The following is a 25192-nucleotide window of genomic DNA, read 5'->3' as shown; positions in this document are numbered from 1 at the left end:
ACAGGCGCAGAGTTGACAGGTGTTATGCCAAAACCCGGGGCCGATATCGCATAGCACTGCGCTTCACCCTAGGAATTGCCCCTGCTCAACGGCGGCCCGAATCGCATCAGGCGACCGGGCCGATCCCATGCGAAAGGAAGACCATGAAACGTTTGCTCTCCACCACTGCGGTTCTGTCGCTCGCCCTGACCCCCATTCATCCCTGGCCGTTGATGGCGCAGGACATCAGCGCCAACCTGACGGTGGCCGAGGATGGCTCGGTCCTGGCCGAGGACGGCGCGCTCTTGTGCTCGGTGGCTGCCGGTCAGACCTGCGACGTCGCGCTGATCACCGAACAGGTTGTGGCCGGCAATGCTGACCAGCTGATCGCCGAAGTGGCGGCAGCCGAGGAAGCGGCCCTTGCCGAAGCGCTGGCGGCAGAAGAGGCTGCAGCGGCAGAGGCGGAAGCCGCAGGTGCGGCAGAAGCGGAGGCTGCGGCTGCGGCAGAAGCAGGAGCGGCAGAAGCGGAGGCTGCGGCTGAGGCAGAAGCGGCCGCTGAGGCCGAAGCTGCGGCAACGGCAGACGCAGAAGCAGAGGCTGCGGCGGCAGAAGTGGAGGCAGCAGAGGCTGCGGCGGCAGAAGCGGAAGCTTTGGCAGCGGCGGAGGCTGCAGCGCTTGACGAGGCCGCAACGGCTGCCGCAGCAGAAGACGCGGCGGCGGCCGAGGCTCTGGCGCTGGAACAGGCGCTGGCGGCAGAAGAGGCGGCGGCGGCTGAGGCAGAGGCAGAGGTCGCGTCTGACGCAGAGCCCGCAGCCGAGGCCGAGGTCGCTGCGGAAGAAGAGGCAGAGGCTGATGCTGCGCCCGAAGCTGCGGCAGATGCAGAACTGCCCGTCGAACCCGAGGCTGGCGCCGGAGCCACCGCCGAGTCCGAAGCCCCGGCTGACGCGCCGTCCGAGGCAGAGGCCGCCGAGGCCGCCGCGCCGGTGGAGCCCGAGGCGACCACGGAGGCTGAGGCCACGGCTGAAGTTCCGTCCGAGGCAGAGACCGCTGAGGACGCCGCGCTGGCCGAGCAGGATGCCATAGCCGCCGAGCAGGCCGCCATCGAGGCTGAGGCTGCCGCCGCAGCCGCTGCCGAGCGCGAAGCACAGGCGCTTGCCGAGGCCGAGCCGGTAGAGGCACCGGTCGTCACCGAGGAGGAAAACCAGACCCTGCTGAATCTGCTTGCCGCCCCTGCTGCGAGCGATGCGGAACCGGACAGCAGCGACACGGTAACTGGCATTGCCGCCGCCGCTGCAGCCGGGCTGATCGCAGGCACCACAGCCGATGGCACCGCCCCGGCAGAGGCCCCGGCGGACCAGCCGGAGCCAGAGAGCGTCACCACCACTACCGTGACCGAGGCCGATGCCCGGTCTTCGGCGCAGGAATTTGCCGCAGCACCCACCGCCGTGGGGGACAATCAGCGCTCGGGCCTGTCGAACTTGGAAAAGGTCGGCCTGCTGGCGCTGGGTGCCCTTGTGGTGGGTGCCGTGCTGAACGATGGGCGCGAGGTGGTGGAGAACACCGGCGACCGAGTTGTGGTGCGCGATCCACAGGGTAACTTCCAGGTGTACAAGGATGACGACACCCTGCTGCGCCGCCCCGGATCGACCGTGCAGACCGAGACCTTCACCGATGGATCGACCCGCACCACCGTGAACCGCGATGACGGTGCCCAGGTGGTGACCATCCGCGATGCCTCGGGCCGGGTGCTGCGCCGGGCGACCTATGACAGCCGTGGCAATGAGATCGTGCTGATTGACGATCTGGTGCGCGAAGAACGGATCGATGTCTCGACCCTGCCACGCCCGCGGCCGGACCGGGTGACGATTTCGACCAATGACAGCAATGCCGCGCTGAAAGCAGCCCTTGCCCGGGATGAGGCGCGCGCCATTGGCCGCACCTTCAGCCTGCGTCAGATCCGCGAGATCCCGCAGGTGCGCGACCTTGCCGCGACCATCGACGTGGACAACATCACCTTTGCCTCCGGCTCTGCGGTGATCCGGCCAAGCGAGGCTCGCAAGCTGGCCTCGATCGGGCGCATCATGGATGACATCCTGCGCGACAATCCCGGCGAGGTGTTCCTGATCGAGGGGCATACCGATGCGGTCGGCTCGGCATCCTATAACCTGACGCTGTCTGACCGGCGCGCGGAATCCGTGGCTTTGGCCCTGACCGAGTATTACGACATTCCGCCGGAAAACATGGTGGTGCAGGGCTATGGGGAAACCGAGTTGCGCATTGACACCCAGGCCGATGAGGTCCGCAACCGGCGGGCGGCGGTGCGGGTGATCACACCGTTGATGCGGTCTGCGTCCTTGCGCTGACCGGCTGAGACCGCCTGACACACACGAAAAACGCCGCAGGGAAACTCCCCTGCGGCGTTTGCCTTTGGCTTGCGGCACTTTTTGCCAATGGCATGGCTGACCGGTATCGCCCATACTGCGAGTATGGCCACACCCGGCCTGCCGAACCGAGGAAGACATGATCGCTGCCGACCACGACCATATCCCCGAAACCGCGCTGGGCTGGCACCGCGACGGGCTCGGTGCCGCGCTGGCCACGGTGGTCGAGACATGGGGATCGGCACCGCGGCAGGCGGGCAGTCAGCTCGCGGTGTCGGGGGCGGGCCAGATCATGGGGTCGGTGTCGGGGGGCTGCGTCGAGGGCGCTGTGGTGGCCGAAGCGCTGGAGGCGATGGCCGATGGTGTGCCGCGCCTGATGACCTTCGGGGTCAGCGATGACAGTGCCTTTGCGGTGGGGCTGGCGTGCGGCGGCACCATCCGCGTGCTGGTGGAACCGGTGGGAAAAGGTGGCAACCGCCTGCCGCCCGAGATGCTGGAAGCATTGGTCGCAGCGCGGGCCGCGCGGCAGCCGCTGGGCTATACGGTCGCGCTGGACAGCTGGGCGCGGTGTCTGGTGGCGGTGGGGCAGGACGCGGCAGTGGACGCGCGGCTGCGCTCGGACAAATCGGGGTTGGAGGAGGATGGGCGCTTTGTCGCGGTGCACAACCCCGGTCTGCGGCTGATCGTGGTGGGGGCGGTGCATATCGCGCAGCCGCTGCTGACCATGGCGCGCGCTTGTGGCTATGCTCCGGTCCTGATCGACCCGCGCGCCGCCTTTGGCAGTGCCGAGCGGTTTCCGGGCGAGGTGATTTCCGAAGACTGGCCGGATGAGGCGATGGCAGCACTTGCCCCCGATGCGCGCACGGCGGTGGTGACGCTGACCCATGATGCCAAGCTGGACGATCCAGCAATCATGGCCGCCCTGCAAAGTCCGTGTTTCTATCTGGGCTGTCTTGGGTCCACCCGCACCCATGCCAAACGGTTGGAGCGGTTGCGGGCCGCGGGGGTGACGGAGGCGCAGATCGCGCGCCTTCACGCGCCGGTGGGGCTGGCCATCGGGGCAAAGACGCCGGCAGAAATTGCGGTCTCGATCCTGGCGCAGATTACCCAGGTCTTGCGGAGCCTGCCGTGATCTTTGCCGAAGTGCCGCTGGAGCAGGCCGAGGGGGCGGTGCTGGCGCATTCGGTGCTGGAGGGCGCGGCGCGGCTGCGCAAGGGCGTGGTGCTGGGCGCGGGCGAGCTTGCGCAGTTGCGCGTGGCCGGGGTGACCCGGGTGACAGTGGCACGGCTGGAACCCGGTGACGTGGATGAAGATCGCGCCGCGACGCTGCTGGCACAGGCGCTTGCGCCTGATCCTGCGGCGGCAGGGCTGACGCTGACCACCGCCTTTACCGGGCGGGTCAACCTGAATGCGCTTGGGCCCGGGGTGGTGGGCCTTGATACGGCGGCGATCCATGCGCTGAACCGGGTGGACCCGTCGATCACGCTGGCCACGCTGGCCCCCTTGACCCGGGTAGAGGCGGGCACCTTGGTGGGGACGGTCAAGATCATCAGCTACAGCGTGCCAGAGGCGCTGCTTTTGCGGGCCTGTGATCTGGGGCGCGCGGCGGTGAAGGTGCATCCGGTGGTGCTGCCCGATGCCGGGCTGATCCTGACCGAGGTGCCCGGCCTGCCGCCCAAGCTGGCAGCCAAGGGGCGCGTCGCGGTAGAGGCGCGGTTGGCTGCCTTGGGCATGCGCCTGGCGGGCTGTGAGGTGGTGGCGCATGACGAGGCGGCACTTGCCGATGCCCTGGGCCGCATACCCGGGGCGCTGGTGCTGATCCTGACCGGATCGGCCACGTCAGACCTGTTTGACACCGCGCCGCAAGCCTTGCGCCGCGCCGGGGGGCAGGTGGCTCGTTTCGGCATGCCGGTGGACCCGGGCAATCTGCTGTTCCATGGGCACCTTGGCGCGCGCCCGGTGATCGGCCTGCCGGGCTGTGCGCGCAGCCCGGCGCTGAACGGGGCCGATTGGGTGCTGGAGCGGCTGGCCTGCGGGCTGGCGCTTGGGAATGACGACATTGCCGCCATGGGCGTGGGGGGGCTGCTCAAGGAGATCCCGATCCGCCCGCAACTGCGCGAACCGCGCCTCCGGGCATGAAAACGGGGGCCAGACTGGCCCCCGCGCTCTGCTTTGCAGGGTCTGTGACCATCAGGGCCCTTATTTGGGACCGATCATCATCACCATCTGCCGGCCTTCCAGCCGGGGCATCGATTCCACTTTGCCATTGTCGCCGACATCGGCCGCCACACGGTTGAGCAGTTCCATCCCAAGGTTCTGGTGCGCCATTTCGCGGCCCCGAAAGCGCAGGGTGACCTTGACTTTGTCGCCCTCACTCAGGAACTTGAGGACAGAGCGCATCTTCACGTCATAGTCATGGGTATCCGTTCCGGGGCGGAACTTGATTTCCTTGATCTCGATGATGTGCTGCTTCTTGCGGGCTTCCGCCTCGCGCTTCTGCGTCTCATACTTGAACTTGCCGAAATCCATGATCTTGCAGACCGGCGGCTCGGCATTCGGGCTGATCTCGACCAGATCAAGACCGGCCTCTTCGGCCATCGCCATGGCGCGGGCGGGCGTCACGACGCCGACATTTTCGCCATCCGCCCCGATCAGGCGGATTTCCGGGCTGCGGATGCGATCATTGATACGCGGGCCGGTGTCACGTTGCGGCGGGGCGTTGTGGGGTCTGCGGGCTATGGTTTTCGTCCTTTGGTGGTTTACACAAGCGCAGGCAAGATAAACGCCCTGCGCCTTGGGTTCAATGTGATTCACCGCGATTTTGTTCCCAAGACATGCAGAAAAGCGGCCAGGCCCGGCCAAATCCTTGGCGCAGCGCGGCGCGCGTCTTTTCAACCCGGTGTTCAGCTGCCATATGGGCCGTGCAACCGGGCGGGACACCCGGATATGGGAGTATGGAAGATGAACAAGACTGTAATCATTGGTGCCGTTGTCATTCTGCTGGCCGCGGGCGGATATTACCAGTTCAGCTATGTGCCGGCACAACAGGCGGCTGAACAGGCCGCTGCCGCTGCTGCCGCCGAAGCGCAGGCGGCCGAAGAGGCTGCGGCTGCCGCCGCCGCCGAAGCCGAAGCTGCCGCTGCTGCGGCCGCCGAAGAGGCCGCTGCTGCCACCGCCGCCGCCGAGGCTGAAGCTGCCGCCGCTGCGGCAGAGGCCGAAAGCGCCGTGACGGACGCGGTTGAAGCGGCCGCCGCCGCTGCCGAAGCCGCCGCTGCTGCCGCCGCAGAAGCGGCCCAGGGCGCTGCCGCTGCCGCTGCCGAAGCGGTCGAAGATGCGGGTGAGGCTGCCACCGACACGGCGACCGATGCGGCAAATGCCGCCAATGTGGCCGCCGAATCCGCAGCCGATGCCGCAGAAGAGGCCGCGACCAGCGCCTCTACCGCCGGGGCTGCTGCCCTTGATCCGGAAAACTTTGATGCCGATGCGGTCAAGGCCCTGATCGCCAGCTCGTCGCTGGATGGCGCGACCAAGACCACGCTGACCTCGGCCGTGGATGCCGCCGCCTCCAATCCGGCGCTGCTGGACGGCGTGATCACGCAGGTCAAATCGGCCCTCGGCCTCTGATCCGGGATCAGAACAGGAAAAGGCCGCGCAGAGAGCGCGGCCTTTTTCATTGCGGATCGATCCGTCAGATCCCGTCGCCGACAAAGGCCTTTTCCACCACATATTCCAGTGGTTCGGAATTGGCCCCTTCGCGCAGGCCAAAGCCTTCGAGGATCGCCTTGACATCAACGTTGAACGCCAGCGACCCGCAGACCATGGCGCGATCAGTGGCCGGGTCCATCGGCGGCAGGTCAAGATCGGCAAACACCTTGCCAGAGGACAGGTTATCGGTCACCCGGCCCATGCGCGGAAACGGCTCGCGGGTGGTGGTGGGGTAATACAACAGCTTGTCACCCACCATCTCGCCGATCAGCGGGTCATCCTTCAGGCTTTCCACCAACTGGCGGCCATATTCCAGTTCCGCCACCTCGCGGCAGGTGTGCATCATGATGATCTGGTCGTATTTCTCGTAAGTATCCGGCTCGCGCATCAGGCTGGCGAAGGGCGCGATGCCGGTGCCGGTGGCCAGAAACCACAGCCGCTTGCCCGGCAGCAGCGCATCATGCACCAGGGTGCCCACGGGTTTGGGACGCAGGATGATCTCATCCCCGACCTTGATATGCTGCAGCTTGCTGGTCAGCGGGCCATCGGGCACCTTGATTGAATAGAACTCCAGCTCTTCATCCCAGGCGGGCGAGGCGATGGAATAGGCCCGCAACAGGGGTTTGCCGTTGTCCCCGATCAGGCCGATCATCACAAACTCGCCCGACCGGAAGCGCAAGGTGCGCGGGCGTTCGACCCGGAAGGAAAACAGCCGGTCGGTCCAATGAGTCACAGAAGTGACCTTTGCCGCATCGGGCAGGTGCGGTTTTGCGGCCGGGGCGGGGGCGGGTGTGGCAGTGGTCATCGGGGTCACTTCGGTCATGAGAGTTGTGTCCGGCGATATACCGGCATCTTCCTTCTAGCTATGATCCGGATCAGTGGAAAGCATCGGGGTGTCTCAGGCGCGCAAGCGGGCCTGATAGTGGTGGGCCTGCCAGTCGGCGCGGAACTGCCATTGCTCGGCCGGCTGGCGCGCGGCCAGTTCGTCGGGGATTTCGACCGAGTCAAAGCCCACGCGCCGCGCCATCGCATATTGGTCGGCAATCACCGGTCCGGTGGCGCGCAACTCGCCGGTGTAGCCCAGCATCCGCAAGCGGCGGGCGACGGTAAAGGCGCGGCCATCGCTGAAGGCGGGAAAGGAGATGCGGATCAGGGTGAGGCCAGCGAGGTGCGGCGCAACTGCCGCCGGATCATCGGTATGGGCCAGATCCAAGGTGCCCTGATGGCTGGCAATATCTGCCAGGGTCACGGCATCGACGGGGGCGGCGGGCGCAAAGCCCGTATCGGTGACGATCACGCTCATGCGGCACTGTCCTTTGTGATGCGAACCGGCTTGCCATCGATGAAATGGATGCCGCATTCGGTTTTTTGTGTACCCCGCCAACGGCCTGCGCGCGGATCTTCTCCCGGTTTCACCGGGCTGGTGCAGGGCGCGCAGCCGATGGAGGGATAGCCTTTGGCCACCAGCGGATGCCGTGGCAGGCGGTTGTTGACGATGTACTCCTCAAGGTCTTCGCGGCCCCAATGGGCCAGCGGGTTGACCTTGATGCGGGTGTCGCCTTCGGATTCGAAAAAATCCACCGTGCCGCGCGTGTTGCTTTGATAGCGTTTGCGCCCGGTGATCCAGCCGTCAAAGCCGGACAGCGCGCGTTCCAGCGGCTCCACCTTGCGCACGGCGCAGCAGGCATCGGTGTTGAACTGGTGCAGGGTGCCGTCCGGATCTTCGAAGGCCACACGCGGTTGCGCCGCCCGGATGGTGCGCACGTCGCACAGGTGGAGTTTGTCGGCCAGTTGGCGCTGATAGTCGAGCGTCTCGGCAAAGAGCATCCGCGTGTCGATGAACAGCACCGGTGTTTCGGGTGCTATCACAGAAACCAAATGCAAGAGCACCACTGATTCCGCGCCAAAGGATGACACCAGCGCCACCCGGCCCAGATCGGCATCCTTGAGGCTGTGTTCCAGCACGGCGGTGGCAGAGTGGTGCTTGTAGCGCGCGTTCAGCGCCGCCACCCGCTCTGCCACCGGGCCGGCGTGCAGATCACGCGGCATCCTGAGCGCCTTCGGCCTCATACAGGGCCACCTTGAACGGCTCCAGGCCCAGACGGCGGACGGTTTGCAGGAAGGTTTCCTGCGGTGCCTCGCGCACCGCAAGATAGGCGCGCATAATGCGCTCTATCGCGGGCACAATCTCGTCATAGGCAAAGCCCGGGCCGGTCTTGTCGCCGATGGCAGCGGTTTCCGTGCCGTCGCCGCCAAGGGTGATCTGGTAGTTTTCCACCCCCGCCCGGTCGAGCCCCAGAATGCCGATATGGCCGACATGATGGTGTCCGCAGGCGTTGATGCAGCCCGAGATCTTGATCTTCATCGGCCCGATCTCATGCTCCAGATCCAGCGCCTTGAAGCGTTCGGCGATCTGGGTGGCGATGGGGATCGACCGCGCGGTGGCAAGGGCGCAGTAATCCATGCCGGGGCAGGCGATGATGTCGGAAATCAGGCCAACATTGGCAGTGGCCAGACCGACTTGCGCCAGTGCCGCATGCACGGCTGGCAGGTCGGATTTGTGGACATGCGGCAGGATCACGTTCTGCTCATGGCTGATGCGCAGATCATTGTGGCCGTAACGCTCGGCCAGATCGGCCATGACCCGCATCTGATCGGAGGACGCATCGCCCGGGGTCTGGCCATGCGCCTTCACGCTGATGGTAACGATGGCATATTGGTCATTGCGGTGTGGGGTCAGGTTGGTATCGGCCCAGGACCGGAACACCGGATCGGCCTTGTAGAAGGCGTCATAGGCATCGGTGGGCGCGTTGCGGAAGGCGGGCGGTGCGAAGGCGGCGCGGATGTCTTCCAGCAGCGCCTGATCATGGCCACCAAACAGCGGGCGCAGCTCGGTGAACCGCTGTTCAATCATCCGGGAAATTTCTTCTTTTCCAGTCTCATGCACGGTGATCTTGATGCGTGCCTTGTATTTGTTGTCGCGCCGTCCCAGCGTGTTGTAGACGCTGAGCACAGCTTCGACGTAAGGAAGCAGATCGGCGATCGGCAGGAAGTCCCGCACGGTATGCGCGATCATCGGCGTGCGGCCAAGGCCACCGCCGACCATCACCTCGAACCCCGACTCGCCAGCGGCATTCTTCACCATGCGCAACCCGATGTCATGCGCGCGGGTTACGGCGCGGTCATTGGGGCTGCCGGTGATGGCGATCTTGAACTTGCGCGGCAGGAACTGGAATTCCGGGTGATCGGTGGACCATTGCCGCAGCAGTTCGGCATAGGGGCGGGGGTCTTCAATCTCATCCGCAGCCGCCCCGGCGAAATGGTCCGCCGTCACGTTGCGCACGCAATTGCCCGAGGTCTGGATGGCGTGCATTTCCACATCGGCGAGGGCCTGCAGGATGGCGGGCACATCGGGCAGTTTGGGCCAGTTGAACTGGATGTTCTGCCGGGTGGTGAAGTGGCCATAGCCCTTGTCATAGGTATCGGCGATCATCGCCAGCTGCCGCATCTGGCGCGGGCTGATCGTGCCGTAGGGAATCGCCACCCGCAGCATATAGGCGTGCAATTGCAGATAGAGCCCGTTCATCAGGCGCAGCGGGCGGAACTCTTCCTCGGTCAGCGATCCGTCCAGCCGCCGTTCGACCTGCTGGGTGAACTGGGCGACGCGGGCACGGACGAAGGACTCGTCAAAGTCGGAATAGGAATACATCTTTACGCCCTCAGGTCTGCTTGCTTGCCGTGGTCATAATTCGACGGGCCACGGGTGCGGAACGCCTCGCGAAAATGCACAGGTTCCGGCCCGTTCGGGCCGGCCTTCGCATCGGCCAGATAGGGGCCGACGATCAGCAGCTTCTGCGCTGAGGCATGCAAGAGGCGCAGCTGCGCATGCGCCTCATCCTCGATCAGCTCTGCCTCGTGATGCAGCAGCGTCCATTGGTCATCGGCGGTCAGATAGACCACATCGCCTTCACGCAGGCGGTTGGCGGTAACGACTTTCGGGGTGAACTGGCGGCTCATGCGGTGGCTTCTTTCAACTGGTCAAGAGAGGAGGCAGCCGCGCGCGGGGCGAGGCCGAACAGAATGATGGCAGGCCCGTCGCAGGTGGCAACCGCGTCGGGCAGTTGGGCCAGCGTGATGCCGATGATGCGCTGATCCGCGCGGCTGACATTTTCGACGATGGTGATCTCGGTGCCGGGGGCGGCACCATGCATCATCAGCCGGCCCTGAATGAAGCGGGCGGATTTCTTGCCCATGTAGATGGCCGCCACTTCACCCGCCCGGGCCATGCCGCGCCAGTCCTGTTCGGCAAAGCCCGCCATATCATGCCCGGTCAGGATGCGCAGGCTGGCGTTGCGCCCGCGTTTGGTCAGGCTTTGGCCGATGCTGGCGGCAGCCACCGTGGCCGAGGTGAGACCGGGCAGGATGCGGAACGAAAGCCCTGCCGCTGTCAGCGCGTCCATCTCTTCATCCAGCCGGCCAAAGATACCGCAGTCGCCGCCCTTGAGCCGCACCACCCGCGCGCCGGTCATCGCATGGGCCACCAGCGTGGCGTTGATCGTGGCTTGCGCTGTTGTGGGGCCAAAGCCCTCTTTGCCGACATCGACGCGGGCCGCGGTGGCCGGGATCAGCGCCAGCACCTCGGCCCCCACCAGACGGTCATGGATCACCACCTGCGCCTCTTGCAGCGCGCGGTAAGCCCCCAGCGTCAGATGCTCGGCCGCACCGGGGCCTGCGCCGACAAAGGTGACGGCGGGCAGCAAGGGCTGGTGCAGCGTGGGCATGGCGGATTCCTTTGGCTGTGCGCGGTCAATATAGGATATTTTCCCTGTCGCCTGCCATGCCCCCTTGCAGATAAGGAAACCTGTTCCGATACTGCGCCAAAGCGGGGCAGGGGTTCTGCAAAACGAAGGAAATGGTGAATGGCGGCCCAACTGGATGAACTGGACCGGAAAATCCTTGGCGAGTTGCAGCTGGATTCCAGCCAGTCGCTGGATGAAATCGCGCGCAAGGTGGGGTCGTCGAAAACGCCGGTGTGGAACCGCATCCGCCGGATGCGCGAACAGGGCGTGATCACCCGCCAGACCGCCATTCTGGATGCCGAGGCACTGGGGCTGGAGGCCTGTTTCTTCGTGCTGATCCGCACTTCGGAACATGAGGCGGAATGGCAGCGCAAGTTCCTGAAAACGCTGCGCGAACGCCCCGAGGTGCTGGAGGCGCATCGCTTGGCCGGGGATATCGACTATATCCTGAAAGTGCGGGTCAAGAATGCCCGCGCCTATGACCAGTTCTATCAGGCGCTGATTTCTGAAGTGAAGATCTACAACGTCACCGCACTTTTGAGCATGGAAGAGATCAAATCGACCACCGTGCTGCCACTATAGGGCCGCCACAGGGGCGGGCGCGTATCAGCGCGCCAGCATCAGCCGGTCCAGCCCGTGGAAATGGTAGACATCTGCGTAACGCGGCGGTTCGGCCAGCCGAAGCCCGGGCAGCCGCTGGAACAGGATGGGCAGGGCCACCTGCAATTCCAGTCGCGCCAATGGTGCGCCCACACAGAAATGCAGGCCGGCACCAAAGGTCAGGTGGGGCTTGGCTGTCCGCTCCGGCAAGAACCGCTCCGGGCGGTCCCACAGCGCCGGGTCGCGGTTGGTGGCCCCCAGCAGCAGCGCCACCTGATCGCCGCGCGCAAAGGTATGGCCCATCACCTCGACGCTTTCATAGGCGGTGCGGGTGAACATGTGCAGCGCCGGGTCAAAGCGCAGGATCTCTTCAACCGTACCGGGCAGGGTTTCGGGCGACAGGAGCTGCGGCACCGATCCGGTCTCCAGCAGGGTCTTCACGCCATTGCCGATGGTGTGCACCGTCGCCTCATGCCCGGCGTTCAGCAAAAGGATGCAGGTGGTGATCAGCTCATCGGTCGACAGCCGCTCGCCTTCGGATTCGGCCGCGATCAGCTGGGTGATGAGGTCGTCGGCAGGGGCTTTGCGGCGCTCTTCGACATAGCCGCGCAGGAAATCGGAAAAGTCGCGGGCGGCGTTGCTGGCGGCCAGTTCCATTTCATGCGTGCGCCGGGCCTGATACATGCCGACCATGGCATTGGACCAGTGCAAAAGCTGATCCGCCATCGCCTCGGGCACGCCCAGCAGGCGGGCGATGATGATCACCGGCAGGGAGCGGGCAAAACCGCTGATCAGGTCGAAGTCGCCTTCGGGCAAGGCGTCGATCAGGCTGTGGCTCAGGCTTTCGACATCGCCATGCAGGTTGGCGATCCGGCGCGATGTGAACGCCCGCAGCACCAGGGACCGCAGGCGGGTGTGGCGCGGCGGCTCCAGCTCCAGCATCGAATGCGCCTCGACCGCGTAGAAGGGCGCTGTGTGCGGGGCAATGGGGCGCGCCAGATCCGGCGGAACCTCGCGCCCGAAGCGGCGGTCGCGGAAGATGGCATTGGCGGCGGCGGCACTTGGCGTGCAGATCAGCCCATAATCCTGCCAGTGAAAGAACGGGCCTGCCTTGCGGGCGCGTTCATAGAACGGATAGGGATTCTGGACAAAATCCGGCGCGGTCGGGGATTGGGACAGGGTCTTCATGGGCCCTCGCTTACCCGCGCCGGGGGCGCCGGCGCAAGGGTCCTTGCGCCACCATCACCCCCACCACCACCAGCGCAGCCCCCAGCACCTGATGCCAAAGCCATGGCCCGCCAAGGACAAACAGGATCAGCATCACATAGAAGGGCGTGGCATTGATGTGCAGCGAGGCCATCCCGATGCCCAGCCGTCCGACAGAGACGATCCACAAAAGCTGCGACAGGGCCAGGGCGGCAAAGGCATAGACCAGCATCGCCCCCGCCTCTGGCAGGCCAAGCGCCGACCAGTCGGGTGCCGGCAGGCCAAAGACCGTGGCCACCCCTGCCGTGACCACAGCGGCCAGTGCGCCGCCGCAGAGCGTGATGGTGGTGCGCCCCAAAGGCGACAGGCCCGGGTATGCGGTGACCGTCAGGCGCGAGCCGAAGGTAAAGATGACGATCGCCCCAAGGCACAAGAGCGCCCCCAGCACCGTGCCTTTGCCCGACGCCCCGCCGTCCAGCGCGATCAACCCGCCCACCAGCGACAGCCCGATGCCAAGCACCAAAGCGCGCGTGATGCGGCGGCCGTCGAACACCACCTCTATCCCCATGCCGACAATCGGCATTGCGGCGGAAACGATGGCCACCGTCACCGCATCCGACCTTGCCTGCCCGAGGATCAGCCCGAAGGCCCCAAGGCTGTTGATCGCCCCGATCAGCAGGCCGATCCCCCAGGCCGCCCCCAAAACGGCGCGGTGCCCATCCAGCAGCCACCAGAACGGCAAGAGCGCAAGCGCGGCAATGGTCATGCGTGCGGCGGTCAGGGTCAGCGCGGGGACATGCGGGATCAGCAGATCTGCCGCCGGAAGTCCCGCCGCCCAGACCAGCATCGACCCCGCACAGGCCAGATGGGCAAGGGCGAGCGAGGGCTGGGGCAGGGTGGCGGGGGCAAGGGTCATTCCCCCCTTGATGCCCGCCTCCTCTCCATCAGGCTTGCCTGCCCGCGACGGCACAATGCCGCAAACGGCCGACCGGTCAGGCTGCCGACAGCGCCGCGACAATCGCGCCGAAATCGGCGGCCTTGAGGCTGGCCCCGCCGACCAGCGCGCCATCCACATGCGGCACGGCAAAGATCTCGGCGGCATTCGACGGCTTGACCGACCCGCCGTACAGCAGCCGCACGCCCTCTGCCTGCGCCCCGATCCGCGCGGTCAGGCGGGCGCGGATAAAGGCGTGCACCTCGGCAATCTCGGCAATCGTGGGCGTGCGCCCGGTGCCGATGGCCCAGACCGGTTCATAGGCAATCACCAGATTTTTCGACGTAGACCCCTCGGGGACGGACCCCAACAGCTGCCGCCCGATCACATCGAGCGTTTCATGGGCATCGCGCTGTGCTTCGGTCTCGCCGATGCAGACCACCGCGACCAGACCGGCCAGATGGGCCGCCTCTGCCTTGGCCAGCACCTGCGCATCTGACTCGTGATGGTCGGTGCGGCGTTCGGAATGACCGACGATCACATGGCTGGCCCCGGCATCTGCCAGCATCGCTGCCGAGACATCGCCGGTATGCGCACCGCTGCCGTTTGCGTGGCAGTCCTGCCCGCCCAAGCGCAGTGCGGTGCCGCGTGCCAGATCGGCCATCCGCGCAATCAGCGTGGCGGGCGGGCACAGCAGCATATCGCAGGCCGGGGCAGGATGCGCGCTCAGCAGGGCCGCCACCTCGGACAGGCTGGCCTGCGTTCCGTTCATCTTCCAGTTTCCCGCTGCCAGCTTGCGCATCTCGATTCCCTTACAGTGCAGAATGACCGGGGGCGATCATAGAAGCCGGGACTCATGACACAAGCGTCAATCGCAGGCTGACCGCCCCATGACCCGCGCAAACCCGGACGGAGCGGCCTGTCGGGAATAATGTAAAAATGTTTTACATCCCCTCTTGAACGACACGCCCCGCATGGGCATCTTGCATCATGTGAAGGGCGTTTACATTACCCGTCACACCCGCAACCGCCGAGATGGAGAGACGCTGATGACCTATTCCCCTGAGACCACCGCCAAAGCGCCTGCGCTCGGCGGCCTGATGGACAGACTGCGCCGTGCTGAGGACTGGATGGATTCCCGGGGCCGGGGGGCGTGGATCGCCGCCATGGTGCTGGGCTTCATCTTCGTCTGGCCGGTCGGACTGGCCCTTGTGATCTACATGACCTACGCCAACAAATGGAGCAAAAGCATGTTCAAAGGTAAATTCTGCGCCAGCCGCCGCGAGGGTGGCATGGGCCGGCACGCTGCCTGGCGGTCTTCGGGCAATTCGGCCTTTGACGCCTACAAGGCCGATACGCTGCGCCGTCTGGAAGATGAACAAGGTGCCTTCGAATCCTTCCTGCAGCGTCTGCGTGACGCCAAGGACAAGCAGGAGTTCGACAGCTTCATGGAAGACCGCGCCAAAGGGGCCACGCGCCCGGCGGTTGCTGCCGAAGACGCTCCGCGCGGCGAATATTGATGCCAGTGACGTGGCGGCCCGGGGTCGGGCCGCCGCCTTTTCCGCCCGAAACCTCTTGTTCAGGACCGATTGCCATGCGCACAATCTCTTCGATGACGATATCCGATATGCAACCCGACCCCGAGCGCCATGCCGCGTTTTACGAAGGTGTCCTTCCCAAGCGGTTCCTGGCCTGGGTGCTGGACCTTGTGCTGATCGGTCTGGTGACCGCACTGATCGTGCCATTCACCGCCTTTACCGCGCTGTTTTTCCTGCCGGCACTGTTTCTGGTGGTGGGCTTTGTCTATCGCTGGTTCACCCTGTCGGGCCGCTCGGCCACCTGGGGCATGCGGCTGATGAACATCGAATTTCTGGACCGCAACGGCCAGCGTTTTGATGGCGCCACCGCGTTGCTGCACACGCTGGGCTATACGCTGTCGATGGCCTTTGTGATGCCGCAGATCCTGTCGGTGGTTCTGATGCTGACCTCGTCGCGCGGGCAGGGCCTGAGCGATCTGGTGCTGGGCTCTGTGGCGATCAACAGCCCGTCCACGCGCTGAAGCAGGCAAGTCTGCGCGACCGCTGTCCTGAAGTGCTGTCTTGCGACAAATGCCGTCTTGGCGACCGGCGCGCGGCTTGCTAACGTGACGCATCTTTCACAATCAGTCAGTCATGCGCCACACCCTTCCCATCGCGCCCCAGTTCTATGTGACGGCTCCGCAGCCCTGTCCGTACCTTGAGGGTCGGATGGAGCGCAAGCTGTTCACGGCGCTGCAAGGGGAGCATGCGCAGCGGCTGAATGATACGCTGTCCAAGCAGGGATTCCGCCGCAGCCAGAATGTGCTCTACCGCCCGTCCTGCGCCGAATGTTCGGCCTGCCTGTCGGCCCGGATCCGGGTGGCCGATTTCGAACCCAGCCGGACGCAGCGCCGGATCATGCGGCGCACAGCCCATCTGCGCCGCAACGCCACCAGCCCCTGGGCCACGGAAGACCAGTTCGCCCTGTTCCGCCGCTATCTGGATGCGCGCCATGCCGATGGTGGCATGGCCGATATGGATATCTTCGAATTTGCGGCGATGATCGAGGAAACCCCGATCAAAAGCCGGGTGATCGAATACACCGCCCCGCGCGGGCCCGGTGAACGGTCGGCGGCTTTGGCGGCGGTCTGCTTGACGGATGTGTTCGATGACGGGCTGTCGATGGTCTACAGCTTTTACGACCCCGATCTGGTCGATCTGTCCCTGGGCACCCATATCATCCTGGATCACATCGCCATCGCGCGTGAGGCCGGGTTGCCCTATGTCTACCTGGGCTATTGGGTGCCCGGCAGCCGCAAGATGGGTTATAAGGCCGGGTTTTCCGCGCTGGAGATCTACAAGGGCGGCACATGGCAGGATCTGGGGGATCCGGCCGCGCACCGGGCCGAGTTGCACCCGCTGTCTATGGACCCCATTGCCGAACAGGTTGCCCGTATCAACCTGCCCGAAGCCCGCCCGCACCGCGATTGATCTGCCGCAGCAGAGGGCCTTGCCGGCGGCGTTTCAGACGAAGACTGGACGGGGCGGGCCGGATTTCCTATATATTCGCTCAACAACCCCTGATGAGGCCGGAATGAACAGCGAAGCAAAGATCGAGGGCACCCCGCTCATCAAGCCATCAAGCACCGATCATCCTCTGTATGACTTGGTGGTCGAGGCCTGCCGGACGGTGTTTGACCCCGAAATCCCGGTGAACATCTTTGATCTGGGCCTGATCTACACCATCGAGATCGACGCGGAAAACGCGGTCGGCATCATCATGACCCTGACAGCCCCCGGCTGCCCCGTCGCCGGAGAGATGCCGGGCTGGGTTGCCGATGCGGTGGAGCCTTTGGCGGGGGTCAAGCAGGTCGATGTGCAGATGACCTTCGATCCGCCCTGGGGGATGGAGATGATGAGCGATGAGGCCCGTCTGGAACTGGGCTTCATGTAAAGATCCATCAGGGTATCGAATGTAATGCAAGCCAAATGGCTTGCATTTTTCATTTGAAACCCTTTCGGCTTGCGCATTCCCCGCATGGTTTTGGGGTTGCTTCTCGAGATCGAAAGCCATTTGGCTTTCTTGATTGAAGTGCAGGCCAAATGAATTGCATTTTCGACATGCAAGTTGTATGGCTTGCGTATGATCCAGCGGCACGCAGTCCTTACCGGCGATCTGATCCTGTCGACCCGCAGCACGGCGGCGCAGGTTGATGACACGATGATGGTGATCGAAGAGGCTATTGACCGGCTGGGCAGCACGGCCCGTTTTCATCGTTACCGGGGTGACGGCTGGCAGGCCTATGTCGGCGCGGCGGCGCAGGGCCTGGAGGTCATGGTGTTTCTGGCCGCACAGTTGCGCGCCATGGATCTTTTATCCAGCCGGATGGCCCTGGGGATCGGCGATGCCACCGGTTTTGACAAGGGTAATCTTGGCACTGCGGGCGGCATGGCCTTTGTGGCCTCGGGCCGGGCGCTGGACGCGATGAGCACGGGCCAGTGGCTGGCGCTGGCGGGGGCAGGGACTGACCCGCTGCATCAGGCGCTGATGGCCTATCTTGATGCGCAGGTGCAGGGCTGGTCGCCGGAACAGGCCGAAGCGGTCGCCCTGTCGCTGGACCCGGATGGGCAGCAGAGCCAGCAGGTGCTGGCCGAGCGGCTGGGAATTTCGCGGCAGGCCTTTGGGGCGCGGCTGTCGGCGGCCGGATTTGATCTGACGCGGCGCGCGATCCGGGCCTTTGCCACGCAGTTCGCGCAAGGGGACACCGATGGCTGAAACCCTGGCCCTGCTGATTGTGGCGCATGTCCTGGCCGATTTCGTGCTGCAACCGGACCGCATGGCGCAGGCCAAGGCCGGGGGGCACATTGGTTGGATGGCCGCGCATATCGGGGTGGTGGGCGTGGTCACGTTGCTGGTGCTGGGGGTGCAGACGCCGCAGGCGCTGATGGGGGTGGCGATCCTGAGTGCGGCGCACCTGGCGATCGACGTGGCAAAGGTGTTGCTGGGCAGGCACCTGTCAGGAATTGCCGCCTTTCTGGCCGATCAGACCGCCCATTTTGCCACCTTGCTGCTGATGGCGGGGCTCTGGCCCGGCCTTTGGATGCAGGGGGCCTGGGCCGCGCATGCGCCGCTCTGGCTGCCCGCTGCCGCCACCGTCATTGCCGGTGCGGTGCTGGCCACGCGGGCGGGTGGCTTTGCGCTTGGCCTGTTGATGCGGCCCTGGAGCGAGGTGGGCCTGGACGGCCTGCCCGGGGGCGGCCGGATCATCGGCATGCTGGAGCGCGGGATCATCTTTGTGCTGATCCTTGCGGGTGAACCCGGCGGCATCGGATTCCTGATCGCCGCCAAATCCGTGCTGCGCTTTGGCGCGGTGAAGGAGGAGGCGCGGCTGTCGGAATATGTCATCATCGGCACGCTGGCGTCGTTCGGCTGGGCCATGTTGATGGCGATTGGCACGGTGATGGTGCTATCATCGCTGCCAGCGCTTGGAATTCCCGACCTTTCGCCTTAGATTGAAGCGAGAGAGCAGGAGTACCCCCATGTTTGGCATCCCCGGCAAAGCCGCCGTCACCCTGACCCCGATTGCCGCAAAGCAGATTGCCCGGCTGATGGAAAAGGATGGCCGTCAGGGCCTGCGCATCGGCGTCAAGAAGGGCGGCTGCGCGGGAATGGAATACACCATGGATTACGTGTCCGAGGTGAACCCGCTGGATGAAATTGTCGAACAGGACGGGGCCCGGGTGATGATTGCGCCCATGGCGCAGATGTTCCTGATCGGCACCGAGATCGATTATGATATCGACCTGCTGCACGCAGGGTTCAAGTTCCGCAATCCCAATGTGGCCGAAGCCTGCGGCTGCGGCGAGTCGATCAAGTTCAAGGATGCGCCCGCCGCCTGAGCGCGCCTTGAAGAAAATAGAGCGGCTGCGCCGCGTTGTTTTTCAAGTCGCCTCTGGCCTGCGGCCAACCGGCTCCGGCCTGCATCCGCTCAAGGCCGTTGGGAAAGCTGCATCTGCTGCACGACAGAATTTTTCTGATCCCCGCCTGATAATAGGACTGTTGCAAGTCCCACGCCGGGGCAGCGCCTTTTCTGTGGTGCGCGTCGGCGATTGACCCTGCTTGCGCAGTTGGTCAAAGCTGCGGGGATGATGACCGATTTTGCAGCACGGCTGACCCGCTCTCCGCATGCCTTTGACCGCGCCACCGGCGATGAGGTGCGGGCGGCGTTTTCCGATCTTGGGTCAGAGGTGGCCGGTCTGATGGGGGGGGTGGCGGGGTGCAGTCCCTATCTGCGTGGATTGATGGGGCGGGAGGGGGCGTGGCTGCGCCTTGCCCTGGCACAGGGGCCGGAGGAGGCCGTGACGGAGGAGTTCGTCCGGATCGAGGCCTTGGCGCTGGAGGATCTGGGGTCGGGCCTGCGGCAGGCCAAACGGCGCATCGCGCTGCTGACCGCGCTGTGCGATCTGGGCGGGGTCTGGACGCTGGAAGAGGTGACCGGGGCCCTGACCGGGCTTGCCGACCGCGCCGTGCATCTGGCGATGGTCCGGCTGGTGGCGGATGAGATCCGGCGTGGCAAGATCCCCGGTGCGCTGCCCGAGGATGCGGCGACAGCGGCAGGCATGGTCGCGCTGGCCATGGGCAAGATGGGGGCAGGGGAGCTGAATTATTCCTCTGACATCGATCTGATCTGCCTGTTTGACGAGACCCGCTACCCTGGGCAAGAGCAGGAGGCGCGGGCGGCCTTTATCCGCGTGACCCGCAAGATGACGGCAATCCTGTCGGACCTGACCGGGGATGGCTATGTGTTCCGCACCGATCTGCGGCTGCGCCCGGATGCTTCTGTGACCCCGGTCTGCCTGTCGATGGCGGCGGCGGAAAGCTATTATGAAAGCGTGGGCCGGACATGGGAACGCGCGGCCTATATCAAGGCGCGGCCCTGTGGTGGTGATCTGGCGGCGGGGGCGCGGTTTCTGAAAACACTGACACCCTTTGTCTGGCGCAAGCATCTGGATTTTGCCGCCATCCAGGACGCGCATGACATGCGGCTGCGCATCCGTGAGCATCGCGGCCTGAACGGCCGGGTTGTGGTGGAGGGCCACAACATGAAGCTGGGGCAGGGCGGTATCCGCGAGATCGAGTTCTTTACCCAGACCCGGCAGCTGATTGCGGGGGGGCGTGACCCTGACCTGCGCGACCGCACCACGCTGGGGGGGCTTGCGGTGCTGGCAGCCAAGGGCTGGGTGCCGCCGGATGTCGCGGCGGAGCTGACCACGCTGTACCGCGCGCACCGCGAGATGGAGCACCGCTTGCAGATGGTGGGCGATGCGCAGACCCATGATCTGCCGGTCACGGCAGAGGGGGTGGCGCGGATTGCGGCCTTTTGCGGTGAGGAGGTGGCGGCGTTTCGCAGTGGTCTGCTGGACCGGATTGCGCGGGTGGATACGCTGACCGATGCCTTCTTTGCTCCGGGTGAGGCCGAGGCCGGGCCGGAACTGTCCGAGGCTGCGGCAAAAATCGTCGCAGGCTGGATGCATTATCCGGCGCTGCGGTCAGATCGGGCGCAGGCGATTTTCCGGCGGTTGCGGCCGCAGCTTCTCAGGCAACTGCACCGCGCCGCGAACCCGGATGAGGCGTTGCGCGCGCTGGACGGCTTCATGGCGGGCTTGCCCGCGGGGGTGCAGATTTTCTCGCTGTTCGAGGCCAATCCGGTTCTGATCGAGCTGATCATCGACATTGTCGGCACCTCTGCGTCGCTCGCGCGGCATCTGTCGCGCAATGCGGGGGTGCTGGATGCGGTGATCGGCGGCAGTTTCTGGACCGCGTGGCCGGGGACGGTGGCGCTGCGGGCCGATCTGGCGCGGGTGCTGGACGAGGTGGCCGATTACGAGAAAAAGCTCGATACCGCGCGGCGCTGGATGAAGGAATGGCATTTCCGGGTGGGGGTGCACCATCTGCGCGGGTTGAAGGATGGGTTCGAGGCGGGCAAGGCCTACGCTGACCTCGCCGATGCGGTGGTGGGGGCGCTGTGGCCGGTGGTGACGGCAGAGTTTGCCCGCAAGCACGGGCCGATGCCGGGGCGGGGGGCGGTGCTGATCGGCATGGGGTCGATGGGGGCGCAGCGGCTGAATGCGGGGTCGGATCTGGACCTGATCATGATCTATGATGCGGCGGGGGTCGAGCAATCCGACGGGCCAAAGCCGCTTGCCACGCGGCCCTATTATGCGCGCCTCACGCAAGGAATGGTGACTGCGCTGACGGCGCAGATGCCCGAAGGGCGGCTCTATGAGGTCGACATGCGCCTGCGCCCATCCGGGCGGCAGGGGCCGGTGGCGACGGGATGGCAGAGTTTCACCGGCTATCAGGAGACCGAAGCCTGGACCTGGGAGCATCTGGCGCTGACCCGGGCGCGGGTACTGGCGGGCGATGCGGGGCTGGCGGCGGACTGGGAGACGTTCCGCCGCGACCTTGTGCTGCGCAAGGGCAAGGGGGCCACCGTCCGGGCCGATGTGGCCGCCATGCGGCAGCGCTTGCAGGCGGCCAAGCCTGCGAAGGGGAGTTGGGAGGCCAAGAACGGCGCGGGCCGCCTGATGGATGTGGAACTGTGCGCCCAGATGCTGGCGCTGCTTGCGGGCAGCCCCGCACGCGGGGTGGAACGCCAGATCGCGGCGGGTTCGGTGGCAGGGGTGTCGCAGGCGGATCAGACCGCGCTCCTGGACGCCTACAGACTGCTGTGGCGGCTGCAATGCGGCACAAGGCTGCTGACCGAGGGGCCGCTGGACATGGACGATCTGGGCATCGGGGGCCGGGCCTTCTTGCTGCGCGAGACGGGAGAGGCCAGTGCCGAGGCGCTGACCGCCCGGCTGGAGGCGGTGACGGCACAGGCGGACCGGGTGATCAGCAGACTGATGGGGGATCTGGATGGGGAGAGCGGTGATGCGGCAGGATGAGGCGGACCCCAAGGGGCTGGTGCGCGAAAGCTACCGGATCGAGGGGATCACCGGGCCGGAATGCCGGTCGATTTTCATCGACTGGGCGCTGAGCTTGGCCCCGGGGGTGGATGTGACTCAGGCGTTGCGGGCGGTGCTGGCCGAATATGCGGTGGCCGCACCAGAGCATCCGATGAGCCAGGTGCTGACGCAGGCGCTGGTCCGCCCCGACCCGCCGCGTCGCAGGGGTGGACGGGCGGCACGCTTGGGGGCATAGGGGACGGGGGGCACAGGGTGGCCACAGAGCCGGTGCATTGCGCCGGTATTCAGGATGGCCTGGCTGGCATCCGGCGATGCTGGGCGCGGGTCTTGCAGGGGCAGGGTGAATTAAATCGGATATGCGATGAAAACCCGCCGCCGCATGCTGCATCCTCTGCGTCTGGCGCGGGCCATTGTGACGCATCGGCGGTCTGCCGGGAACGATCTTGTGCTGGCTACGGTTCTGGCGGCAGTTGCCGGGGCGGTGAATGCGGGCGGATTTTTTGCGCTGGGCCAATACACATCGCATATGACCGGATATCTGTCGCAACTGGCCGACAATCTGGTGACCGTGAACTGGTGGATTGCCTTTGTCAGTGGTCTGGCCATCACGGGTTTTGTCGCCGGTGCAGGCTTCAGCACCATTCTGATCCATGTGGCCCGCCTGGCCGCGATCCGGCAGCAGTTTGCCTGGCCATTGGCCGTGCAGGGACTGTTCCTGTTCTGCTTTGCCTTTGGCGGCACCCTGACCAGCGAGGCAGGCCGGATGTTCGCCCTGGCGTGCCTGTGTTTCATCATGGGCATGCAGAATGCGACGATCACCAAGATTTCGGGCGCGCGCATCCGCACGACGCATGCAACCGGCATGATCACCGACATCGGGATCGAGCTGGGGCGCGCCTGTCTTTCGCTGCTGCGGCCCGGACTTGGCGTGCGGGTGGACAGTGCCAAGCTGCGCATCCTGCTGCGGCTTGTCGCGGCCTTTCTGGGTGGTGGGGTGATCGGGGCGGTCGGATATGGCCAGATCGGTTTCTTCTTCTCGATGCCGCTGGCGCTGATCCTGCTGACGATCAGCGTGCCTGCCCTGTTGCAGCAAAGGCGCTGACCGGATCGCCTGACGCCCACAGCTTTTGAGGCTGGAACTGCCTGTCCTCGGCCGCGTTGTGAGTTGATACCTATGGAGTATTCCCCAAATTGACCCAACCCCAGATGCTGCTGTTCGCCTTGTTTGCGGCAATTATCCTGCTGATGATCTGGGGGCGATTGCGGCATGACATCGTGGCCTTTGCCGGGTTGATCGTGGGGGTGCTGATCGGCGTTGTGCCGGTCGATGACGCCTTCTCTGGCTTTGCGCATCCGGCGGTGGTGACGGTGGCGCTGGTGCTTGTGGTGTCGGCCGGCCTGATCCGGACAGGGGCCATCAATGCTCTGGCGCGGGTGCTGTCGAACCCTGATCTGCCGGTGTCGCTGCATGTGCTGCGCTTGGGGGCAGTGGGCGGTCTGCTGTCGGCGGTGATGAACAATGTGACCGCGCTGGCCCTGCTGATGCCCGTCGATGTGGCGACAGCGCGCAAGGCGGGGCGGGGGGCAGGCCTGACGCTGATGGCGCTGGCCTTTGCCACCATTCTGGGGGGAATGGTCACGCTGATCGGTACGCCGCCGAACCTGATCGTGTCGGGCTTTCGTGCCGATGCAACGGGGACGCCCTTTGGCTTTTTCGACTTTGCCTGGGCGGGCGGCATTGTGGCGGTGGCGGGCCTGCTGTTCGTGGCCTTTGTTGGCTGGCGGCTGGTGCCACACCGGGACGAGGGCAGCACACCCGCCGATACCGAAGCGCGGATGCGCCATTATGTGACCGAGTTGGTGGTGCCCGAGGATTCCAAATCCATCGACCAGAGCAAGGCCGATCTGCGCGCCGCCTGCGAAAAGCTGGGGGCGACACTGATCGCGGTCAAGCGCCGGGGCCGGCGGGTTTACGGCGCTCCGGCCAGCATCGTGCTGGAGATTGGCGATATCCTGCTGGTCGAGGCGAACCCGACCTTGCTGGAGGAGGTGCGGGTGGAACTGCAACTGGCCTACCCTGATGGCTTGGCGGCAGATGCGCCGCGCATTTCCCTGGCCGGTGAGGTGATGGTGGAATTTGTTGTCACCGATGCGTCGCGCATCGTGGGGCGCACGGCGCGTCAGGCGCGGCTGGCGGTGGACCACGATTCGGTGTTGCTGGGCATCATGCGGCGCGACCGCACCTTGCATGACAAGCTGCGCGACACCAAGATCCTTGCGGGCGACATCCTGCTGGTGCTGATCCCCGAAACCGAGGCCGAGGCCATCGCCGATGCGCTGCGCCTGCTGCCGCTGAGCCGGCGCGAGACAGTGACGATGGAAAAGCGTGCGGTGGGGGCGGTGCTGATGTTCGTCGCCGCGATTGCGGCGGTCAGCCTTGGGCTGGTGACGATGCCGGTGGCGCTGGGGGCGGTGGTGATTGGCTATGTGCTGTTCAAGGTGCTGGGGGTAGAGGATCTGTATGACCATATCGACTGGCCGGTGATCATCCTTCTGGCGGCGCTGATCCCGCTGGGGATGGCAATGGACAGCACCGGCGCATCTGGGCTGATTGCAGGGGCGCTGGCGGCTGCGACATCGGGACTGCCGGCCTGGGTGGGTCTGCTGGTGCTGATCGTCTCGACCATGTTCATCTCGGATGTGCTCAACAACAATGCCACCGCCATTCTGGCCGCCCCGGTGGGCATCCGGCTGGCCGAGGCGACGGGGACGAACCCGGACTCCTATCTGATGGGGGTGGCGATTGCCGCATCCTGCGCGTTCCTGACGCCGATCGGACATCAGAACAACACCATCGTCATGGGGCCGGGGTCGTACCGGTTTTCGGATTACTGGCGGATGGGCTTGCCTCTGGAGGCGATCGTGATAGCGGTGGGGATGCCGGCGATCCTGTGGTTCTGGCCGTTATAAGCGGGCAATTAATCGCCGAGGCACGCAGATTTCATGCAACCCAAGCCGCGGTTGTGGCGTTGACACCGGACTTCACACAGTTGTCGGACACTGGCGCAGATGCCGCCTCTGTCCCTGTTTCCGGAGATCCGA

Annotated in this window: 26 protein-coding genes; 16 read left to right on the top strand and 10 right to left on the bottom strand. The window is 65.3% G+C overall.

Going from position 1 to position 25192, the window contains the following annotated elements; genetic code table 11:
• The first annotated feature begins 143 nt into the window (after positions 1–143).
• The 3 genes from CXR43_RS09440 to CXR43_RS09430 all read left to right on the top strand — a co-directional run bounded on the left by CXR43_RS09440 (position 144) and on the right by CXR43_RS09430 (position 4499).
• Positions 144–2342 (top strand): OmpA family protein, encoded by a 2199-nt coding sequence (locus CXR43_RS09440; protein WP_103333706.1) that lies wholly within the window; start codon positions 144–146, stop codon positions 2340–2342.
• Positions 2343–2499: 157 nt separating this feature from the next.
• Positions 2500–3492, top strand: a complete 993-nt coding sequence (locus CXR43_RS09435) for an XdhC family protein (RefSeq protein ID WP_103333705.1) — start codon at positions 2500–2502, stop codon at positions 3490–3492.
• A complete protein-coding gene (locus CXR43_RS09430) occupies positions 3489–4499 on the top strand; it encodes a molybdopterin-binding protein (protein WP_103333704.1) in 1011 nt (336 codons plus the stop codon). The genes CXR43_RS09435 and CXR43_RS09430 overlap by 4 nt, the downstream gene beginning before the upstream one ends.
• Positions 4500–4559: 60 nt before the next feature.
• On the opposite strand, the gene infC is transcribed toward CXR43_RS09430, so the two are convergent.
• Positions 4560–5174 (bottom strand): translation initiation factor IF-3, encoded by a 615-nt coding sequence (infC, locus tag CXR43_RS09425; RefSeq protein WP_246831326.1) that lies wholly within the window; start codon positions 5172–5174, stop codon positions 4560–4562.
• A gap of 147 nt (positions 5175–5321) precedes the next feature.
• Between infC and CXR43_RS09420 the strand changes: the two genes are divergently transcribed.
• The gene (locus CXR43_RS09420) at positions 5322–5984 is read left to right on the top strand and encodes a hypothetical protein (protein ID WP_103333703.1); all 663 of its coding nucleotides are present in this window, start codon (positions 5322–5324) and stop codon (positions 5982–5984) included.
• Between the two features lie 64 nt (positions 5985–6048).
• Here the strand turns inward: CXR43_RS09420 and CXR43_RS09415 are convergent, their stop codons facing one another.
• The 6 genes from CXR43_RS09415 to cobA form a co-directional block, all read right to left on the bottom strand.
• Complete coding sequence (locus CXR43_RS09415) at positions 6049–6870, bottom strand: ferredoxin--NADP reductase (RefSeq protein WP_246831367.1); 822 nt, start codon at positions 6868–6870, stop codon at positions 6049–6051.
• A 93-nt stretch (positions 6871–6963) separates the two neighbouring features.
• Positions 6964–7368, bottom strand: a complete 405-nt coding sequence (locus tag CXR43_RS09410; protein ID WP_103333701.1) for a DUF934 domain-containing protein — start codon at positions 7366–7368, stop codon at positions 6964–6966.
• Positions 7365–8114, bottom strand: a complete 750-nt coding sequence (locus tag CXR43_RS09405; RefSeq protein ID WP_103333700.1) for a phosphoadenylyl-sulfate reductase — start codon at positions 8112–8114, stop codon at positions 7365–7367. The genes CXR43_RS09410 and CXR43_RS09405 overlap by 4 nt, the downstream gene beginning before the upstream one ends.
• Complete coding sequence (locus CXR43_RS09400) at positions 8104–9774, bottom strand: nitrite/sulfite reductase (RefSeq protein ID WP_103333699.1); 1671 nt, start codon at positions 9772–9774, stop codon at positions 8104–8106. The genes CXR43_RS09405 and CXR43_RS09400 overlap by 11 nt, the downstream gene beginning before the upstream one ends.
• A 2-nt stretch (positions 9775–9776) precedes the next feature.
• Entirely contained in the window at positions 9777–10082 is a 306-nt protein-coding gene (locus CXR43_RS09395; RefSeq protein ID WP_103333698.1) for a DUF2849 domain-containing protein, read from the bottom strand.
• Positions 10079–10846, bottom strand: a complete 768-nt coding sequence (gene cobA / locus CXR43_RS09390; protein WP_103333697.1) for a uroporphyrinogen-III C-methyltransferase — start codon at positions 10844–10846, stop codon at positions 10079–10081. The genes CXR43_RS09395 and cobA overlap by 4 nt, the downstream gene beginning before the upstream one ends.
• A 138-nt stretch (positions 10847–10984) precedes the next feature.
• Here cobA and CXR43_RS09385 point away from each other — a divergent pair, with 138 nt between their 5' ends.
• Positions 10985–11446 carry an Lrp/AsnC family transcriptional regulator gene (locus tag CXR43_RS09385; protein ID WP_103333696.1) on the top strand — a complete coding sequence of 154 codons (462 nt, stop codon included), beginning with the start codon at positions 10985–10987 and terminating at the stop codon, positions 11444–11446.
• A 24-nt stretch (positions 11447–11470) separates the two neighbouring features.
• Here the strand turns inward: CXR43_RS09385 and CXR43_RS09380 are convergent, their stop codons facing one another.
• The 3 genes from CXR43_RS09380 to tpiA all read right to left on the bottom strand — a co-directional run bounded on the left by CXR43_RS09380 (position 11471) and on the right by tpiA (position 14406).
• Positions 11471–12652, bottom strand: a complete 1182-nt coding sequence (locus CXR43_RS09380; RefSeq protein ID WP_103333695.1) for a cytochrome P450 — start codon at positions 12650–12652, stop codon at positions 11471–11473.
• A 10-nt stretch (positions 12653–12662) separates the two neighbouring features.
• Entirely contained in the window at positions 12663–13586 is a 924-nt protein-coding gene (locus CXR43_RS09375; protein WP_168219794.1) for a DMT family transporter, read from the bottom strand.
• A 76-nt stretch (positions 13587–13662) separates the two neighbouring features.
• Complete coding sequence (gene tpiA / locus CXR43_RS09370; protein WP_103333693.1) at positions 13663–14406, bottom strand: triose-phosphate isomerase; 744 nt, start codon at positions 14404–14406, stop codon at positions 13663–13665.
• A 298-nt stretch (positions 14407–14704) separates the two neighbouring features.
• Here tpiA and CXR43_RS09365 point away from each other — a divergent pair, with 298 nt between their 5' ends.
• The 11 genes from CXR43_RS09365 (at position 14705) to CXR43_RS09315 (ending at position 25060) form a co-directional block, all read left to right on the top strand.
• Positions 14705–15124, top strand: a complete 420-nt coding sequence (locus CXR43_RS09365; RefSeq protein ID WP_103334159.1) for a DUF2852 domain-containing protein — start codon at positions 14705–14707, stop codon at positions 15122–15124.
• Positions 15125–15198: 74 nt separating this feature from the next.
• Positions 15199–15663, top strand: a complete 465-nt coding sequence (locus CXR43_RS09360; protein ID WP_246831325.1) for an RDD family protein — start codon at positions 15199–15201, stop codon at positions 15661–15663.
• Positions 15664–15775: 112 nt separating this feature from the next.
• A complete protein-coding gene (locus CXR43_RS09355; protein WP_103333692.1) occupies positions 15776–16612 on the top strand; it encodes an arginyltransferase in 837 nt (278 codons plus the stop codon).
• 103 nt (positions 16613–16715) lie between these two features.
• Positions 16716–17075 (top strand): SUF system Fe-S cluster assembly protein, encoded by a 360-nt coding sequence (locus CXR43_RS09350; protein ID WP_103333691.1) that lies wholly within the window; start codon positions 16716–16718, stop codon positions 17073–17075.
• 189 nt (positions 17076–17264) lie between these two features.
• Positions 17265–17897, top strand: coding sequence for a hypothetical protein (locus CXR43_RS09345; protein WP_103333690.1), 633 nt, complete (start codon positions 17265–17267; stop codon positions 17895–17897).
• Positions 17890–18633 (top strand): DUF3307 domain-containing protein, encoded by a 744-nt coding sequence (locus tag CXR43_RS09340; RefSeq protein ID WP_103333689.1) that lies wholly within the window; start codon positions 17890–17892, stop codon positions 18631–18633. The genes CXR43_RS09345 and CXR43_RS09340 overlap by 8 nt, the downstream gene beginning before the upstream one ends.
• A 28-nt stretch (positions 18634–18661) precedes the next feature.
• On the top strand, positions 18662–19021 hold the full coding sequence (locus tag CXR43_RS09335) for a HesB/IscA family protein (RefSeq protein ID WP_103333688.1): 360 nt from the start codon (positions 18662–18664) through the stop codon (positions 19019–19021).
• Positions 19022–19270: 249 nt separating this feature from the next.
• Positions 19271–22069: a [protein-PII] uridylyltransferase family protein gene (locus tag CXR43_RS09330; RefSeq protein ID WP_103334157.1), complete on the top strand. Its 2799-nt coding sequence runs from the start codon at positions 19271–19273 to the stop codon at positions 22067–22069.
• Positions 22056–22325, top strand: a complete 270-nt coding sequence (locus tag CXR43_RS09325) for a hypothetical protein (protein WP_103333687.1) — start codon at positions 22056–22058, stop codon at positions 22323–22325. Before CXR43_RS09330 ends, CXR43_RS09325 begins: the two co-directional genes overlap by 14 nt.
• 126 nt (positions 22326–22451) lie before the next feature.
• Positions 22452–23192 carry a YoaK family protein gene (locus CXR43_RS09320; protein WP_103333686.1) on the top strand — a complete coding sequence of 247 codons (741 nt, stop codon included), beginning with the start codon at positions 22452–22454 and terminating at the stop codon, positions 23190–23192.
• A gap of 89 nt (positions 23193–23281) precedes the next feature.
• Positions 23282–25060, top strand: coding sequence for an SLC13 family permease (locus CXR43_RS09315; RefSeq protein ID WP_103333685.1), 1779 nt, complete (start codon positions 23282–23284; stop codon positions 25058–25060).
• Positions 25061–25192 lie beyond the last annotated feature (132 nt).

Source organism: Pseudotabrizicola formosa (assembly GCF_002900965.1).
GTDB classification, from domain to species: Bacteria; Pseudomonadota; Alphaproteobacteria; order Rhodobacterales; family Rhodobacteraceae; genus Pseudotabrizicola; species Pseudotabrizicola formosa.
Note: the sequence above shows the minus strand (reverse complement) of the source record. Positions and strands in the feature narration are given on the sequence as shown.

Excerpts from the sequence above, each read along its gene's own strand:
- CXR43_RS09330 (WP_103334157.1), top strand. The coding sequence starts at position 19,271 with ATGACCGATTTTGCAGCACGGCTGACCCGCTCTCCGCATGCCTTTGAC.
- CXR43_RS09410 (WP_103333701.1), bottom strand. The coding sequence starts at position 7,368 with ATGAGCGTGATCGTCACCGATACGGGCTTTGCGCCCGCCGCCCCCGTC.
- CXR43_RS09350 (WP_103333691.1), top strand. The coding sequence starts at position 16,716 with ATGAACAGCGAAGCAAAGATCGAGGGCACCCCGCTCATCAAGCCATCA.
- CXR43_RS09435 (WP_103333705.1), top strand. The coding sequence starts at position 2,500 with ATGATCGCTGCCGACCACGACCATATCCCCGAAACCGCGCTGGGCTGG.
- CXR43_RS09320 (WP_103333686.1), top strand. The coding sequence starts at position 22,452 with ATGAAAACCCGCCGCCGCATGCTGCATCCTCTGCGTCTGGCGCGGGCC.
- tpiA (WP_103333693.1), bottom strand. The coding sequence starts at position 14,406 with ATGCGCAAGCTGGCAGCGGGAAACTGGAAGATGAACGGAACGCAGGCC.
- CXR43_RS09360 (WP_246831325.1), top strand. The coding sequence starts at position 15,199 with ATGCGCACAATCTCTTCGATGACGATATCCGATATGCAACCCGACCCC.
- CXR43_RS09395 (WP_103333698.1), bottom strand. The coding sequence starts at position 10,082 with ATGAGCCGCCAGTTCACCCCGAAAGTCGTTACCGCCAACCGCCTGCGT.
- CXR43_RS09385 (WP_103333696.1), top strand. The coding sequence starts at position 10,985 with ATGGCGGCCCAACTGGATGAACTGGACCGGAAAATCCTTGGCGAGTTG.
- CXR43_RS09440 (WP_103333706.1), top strand. The coding sequence starts at position 144 with ATGAAACGTTTGCTCTCCACCACTGCGGTTCTGTCGCTCGCCCTGACC.
- CXR43_RS09420 (WP_103333703.1), top strand. The coding sequence starts at position 5,322 with ATGAACAAGACTGTAATCATTGGTGCCGTTGTCATTCTGCTGGCCGCG.
- CXR43_RS09405 (WP_103333700.1), bottom strand. The coding sequence starts at position 8,114 with ATGCCGCGTGATCTGCACGCCGGCCCGGTGGCAGAGCGGGTGGCGGCG.
- cobA (WP_103333697.1), bottom strand. The coding sequence starts at position 10,846 with ATGCCCACGCTGCACCAGCCCTTGCTGCCCGCCGTCACCTTTGTCGGC.
- CXR43_RS09335 (WP_103333688.1), top strand. The coding sequence starts at position 18,662 with ATGTTTGGCATCCCCGGCAAAGCCGCCGTCACCCTGACCCCGATTGCC.
- CXR43_RS09400 (WP_103333699.1), bottom strand. The coding sequence starts at position 9,774 with ATGTATTCCTATTCCGACTTTGACGAGTCCTTCGTCCGTGCCCGCGTC.
- CXR43_RS09415 (WP_246831367.1), bottom strand. The coding sequence starts at position 6,870 with ATGACCACTGCCACACCCGCCCCCGCCCCGGCCGCAAAACCGCACCTG.
- CXR43_RS09365 (WP_103334159.1), top strand. The coding sequence starts at position 14,705 with ATGGACAGACTGCGCCGTGCTGAGGACTGGATGGATTCCCGGGGCCGG.
- CXR43_RS09325 (WP_103333687.1), top strand. The coding sequence starts at position 22,056 with ATGCGGCAGGATGAGGCGGACCCCAAGGGGCTGGTGCGCGAAAGCTAC.
- CXR43_RS09340 (WP_103333689.1), top strand. The coding sequence starts at position 17,890 with ATGGCTGAAACCCTGGCCCTGCTGATTGTGGCGCATGTCCTGGCCGAT.
- CXR43_RS09380 (WP_103333695.1), bottom strand. The coding sequence starts at position 12,652 with ATGAAGACCCTGTCCCAATCCCCGACCGCGCCGGATTTTGTCCAGAAT.
- CXR43_RS09375 (WP_168219794.1), bottom strand. The coding sequence starts at position 13,586 with ATGACCCTTGCCCCCGCCACCCTGCCCCAGCCCTCGCTCGCCCTTGCC.
- CXR43_RS09355 (WP_103333692.1), top strand. The coding sequence starts at position 15,776 with ATGCGCCACACCCTTCCCATCGCGCCCCAGTTCTATGTGACGGCTCCG.
- CXR43_RS09345 (WP_103333690.1), top strand. The coding sequence starts at position 17,265 with ATGATCCAGCGGCACGCAGTCCTTACCGGCGATCTGATCCTGTCGACC.